Raw genomic sequence first — 598 nt, 5'->3', positions numbered from 1 at the left:
AGGTTCTTTTGGCTTTAGCTACTCATCAGCAAATCTACCTAAACCAGAAAAACGCAAAGGTGAAGCCTTTGAAAAACGCGATTACGCGCCAAACTTCAACTTCGGTAAGTTTGAAATCCTAGATGGTTTATACAACCAGAAGAAAAGCTACTACGGCATGATCAGCGAGTTTGAAGCGCTAGATAAAGCACAGCAAACACCAGAAAAGCTAGCTGAAGTGGTGAATGCCAACAGCGATTTTTCTATCACACCTGAGCAAGCCGCTCATGTACTAGCAAGCAAACCAAACCCATACCGAGTTGCTGACCACTCGTACCTAGAAGTAGAAACGGTACCAACAATTAACGACTTTGATGCGTTCTTCCCATACAACGACCGCGGTAACTTGCTCGCCCGCGACCAAGCGACCAAACAAAACACGGTATGGGGAACAGGCACGCACACTCATACACCAGTGAACGTATTCGCTTGGGGGCCTGCAGAAACCATTCTTCCAGTTTCAAAAATCATGCACCACTCCGAGCTTGGTGAGTTCCTAAAGCAACAAATCAAATAATCATCTTGCACTTACTTCACGTCTTGTGATGTTCCAACGCTC

The 598-nt window shown here is 45.7% G+C and carries 1 pseudogene; it reads left to right on the top strand.

Annotation, left to right across the window (positions count from 1 at the left end):
- A pseudogene (locus R7Q09_RS26955) lies at window positions 1–556 on the top strand (alkaline phosphatase); the annotation flags it as partial.
- Between the last annotated feature and the right edge of the window lie 42 nt (window positions 557–598).

Source organism: Vibrio sp. 2130-1 (assembly GCF_033339515.1).
This window is presented reverse-complemented; position numbering and strand designations above follow the sequence as displayed.